Below are 2,887 nucleotides of genomic sequence, written 5' to 3'. Positions count from 1 at the left end.
CCTGCAAACATGCAAACAATTATAGATGAAAAAATAGCTTTATATTTAGCTGAAAAAGGATATTTTTATATCATGCATCGATTTCAGCCAGAAAAGCGTATAGATTTTATTAAGAATATGCAGTCTAAAGGCTTGATTGCTTCGATAAGTGTCGGTGTCAAAGAGGAAGAATATCAATTCATAGAGGAATTAGCGAGCAAGTCATTGGTACCTGAATTTATTACAATAGATATTGCACATGGTCATTCTAATGCCGTGATTAATATGATTAAGCATATTAAAAATTATTTACCAAAAAGCTTTGTGATTGCAGGAAATGTAGGAACTCCAGAGGCAGTACGGGAGTTAGAAAATGCAGGAGCAGACGCTACTAAAGTAGGGATTGGACCAGGGAAGGTTTGTATTACAAAGATTAAAACTGGTTTTGGAACTGGTGGATGGCAGTTAGCTGCTTTACGCTGGTGTGCAAAAGCTGCTAGTAAACCAATTATCGCGGATGGCGGTATTCGTACGCATGGTGATATAGCTAAGTCTGTTCGATTTGGTGCATCCATGGTAATGGTCGGTTCTCTTTTTGCAGGTCATGAGGAATCTCCTGGAGTTACGATTGAAAAAGATGGTAAACGTTTTAAAGAATACTTCGGTTCTGCTTCTGAATTTCAAAAAGGCGAGAAGAAAAACGTCGAAGGTAAAAAAATGTTCGTCGAGCATAAGGGACATCTTGAGGATACTTTAAGAGAGATGGAGCAGGATTTACAATCTTCCATTTCGTATGCAGGCGGAAACAAATTAGACGCTATTCGTAATGTAGATTATGTAGTAGTGAAAAATTCCATTTTTAATGGAGATAAGGTATATTAAATTCAAAAAAAAGGACCACACAGTTCATCGAGCTGTGTGGTCCTTTTTTATAATTCAATCCATTTCACTCGCTTTTAAATAAAGATCTTCCCTGGGTTTAAAATTCTGTTTGGATCAAATAGTAATTTTATAGACTTCATTAGTTCCACTGCCTCACCATGCTCCTTGAGCTGGTATTTCATTTTACCGACTCCAACTCCATGCTCACCTGTACAACTACCGCCTAAGTCTATTGCTTTCAAAGCAATTTGGTCATTTGTATATTTGGCTTTAGCTACTTCTATTGGATCGTTCGGATCGTACATGACCATCGTGTGGAAATTACCATCACCCACATGTCCGAAGACGCCTCCTATAAGACCACTTTCCTCTAATAGCGTGCGACCGAATACAACCATCTCTGCTAGCTTAGAAATAGGTACACATGCGTCAGCTCCTGTGTTGTCTTTTCCTTTAATATGCTTGTAGGCATAAGAGAGCTCATGACGAGCCTTCCACAAATCAGCGCGATCTTTTGGAGAATTGGCACGCTCCCAGTTGCTGCAGCCTAAATCCTTCATTAACTCTTCAACTACTGTTGCTTCTTCTTCCACGATATTAGGAGTCCCTGCAAATTCAAAGAAGAGAGAGTGCTCCTCGGGGAATCCATAGTCACCATACACGTTTACTTGTTTTATACTTTCCGCATCTACTAATTCCATTCTAAGAACTGGAATTCCACAGGACAATACTGCTTGAGCAGCTTCTGCACAACTCCCTGGTGTTTCAAATGTACAACGAGCAGCAATCACTTTCTCTGGAATACCGTGGAGTTTTAAAGTAACCTTTGTAATTACTCCTAAAGTTCCCTCTGATCCAGCCATAATTCCATTTAAGTTATAGCCTGAGGAAGATTTTTTTGCCTTGGATCCTGTATGGATCACGGTACCGTTTGCTAAAACAACTTCTAAATCTAAAATTTGATCTCTCATTGAGCCGTATCGTACAGCGGTCGTTCCACTTGCATTATTTGCGACCATCCCTCCAATAGAGGCATCAGCACCAGGATCAATTGGAAAGTATAGACCGTGCTTATTAACAAAATGGTTTAGCTGTAGACGTGTGATTCCTGGCTCCACAGTAACCATCATATCTTCAGGATTAAATTCTATTACTTTATTCATATTATCAAAGCTTATAGATATCCCCTTGTGAATTGGTATAGCTTGACCTTCAAGGCCTGAACCTGCGCCATATGGAGTAACAGGTACCTTATGCTCATTAGCCATTTTGAGAACGGTCACAATGTCTTCTACACTATCCGGAAAGATTACAAAATCCGGCTCCACAAAAGGGTGGGAGGATTCATCTCGACTATGTCTATATAATTCTGATTCACTTTTACTTATTTTCTCTTTTCCTAGTACCTTTTCAAATTGGTCAAATAGATGTGCTTCCATAAATGACAATCCTCCTGTATATCTAAAAATTCAAAATATTTATTTACAATAATATTAACATAATATATTATTCATGTATACAGTATACAGGAAGGAGAAATTATTTTGAAAAAGCTTTCTCCAAAAGAATCTTTAGCTGATCAAGCGTTTAATGCTTTAAAGGACGCTATTATTAGCGGGAAACTAGCACAGCAGGAAGAATTACCAGAAGAAAAGCTAGCGTTAGATTTAGGGATTAGTCGAACTCCATTGCGTGAAGCTTTAAAAAGATTAGCCGCTGAGGGTCTAGTTGAAGTAAATAAGGCTAAACCGGCAATTGTAGCAACTTTTACAAAAGAAGACGGGCTACACTATATGGAAATACGTAGATTATTAGAAATATATAATATTGACCAAAATGCAAATTATATTTCCGAGGAGGTATTGTATGCACTAGAAGAAAATCTTGCGGAGCAATTAACTTCCATTAAAGAGGAAAGATACAACACGTTTAATGACTTAGACCAACAATTTCATTTGCTGATTGGAAGTATAGGACCCAATCGAAAGTTGAGTGAACTGATAAATGATGCTAACGCTGGAAGTAA

General features: G+C 38.0%; 3 protein-coding genes. 2 read left to right on the top strand and 1 reads right to left on the bottom strand.

The features are described from left to right. On the top strand, positions 1-861 hold an 861-nt coding region (gene guaC, locus AC06OU_RS12750), incomplete at its 5' end, for a GMP reductase (protein ID WP_475856226.1). Between the two features lie 74 nt (positions 862-935). Here the strand turns inward: guaC and AC06OU_RS12745 are convergent. Further along, a complete protein-coding gene (locus AC06OU_RS12745) occupies positions 936-2,300 on the bottom strand; it encodes an FAD-binding oxidoreductase (RefSeq protein ID WP_475856225.1) in 1,365 nt (454 codons plus the stop codon). 105 nt (positions 2,301-2,405) lie between these two features. Here AC06OU_RS12745 and AC06OU_RS12740 point away from each other — a divergent pair. After that, positions 2,406-2,887: GntR family transcriptional regulator (locus AC06OU_RS12740; RefSeq protein ID WP_475856223.1), on the top strand; the 482-nt coding region annotated here is incomplete at its 3' end.

The organism is Psychrobacillus sp., assembly GCF_056205495.1.
The sequence above is the reverse complement of the archived record's forward strand: the minus strand, read 5'-3'. Positions and strand labels throughout refer to the sequence as shown.

Bases quoted from the DNA above. Each gene is read 5' to 3' on its own strand.
- AC06OU_RS12745 (WP_475856225.1), bottom strand. From the start codon at position 2,300: ATGGAAGCACATCTATTTGACCAATTTGAAAAGGTACTAGGAAAAGAG.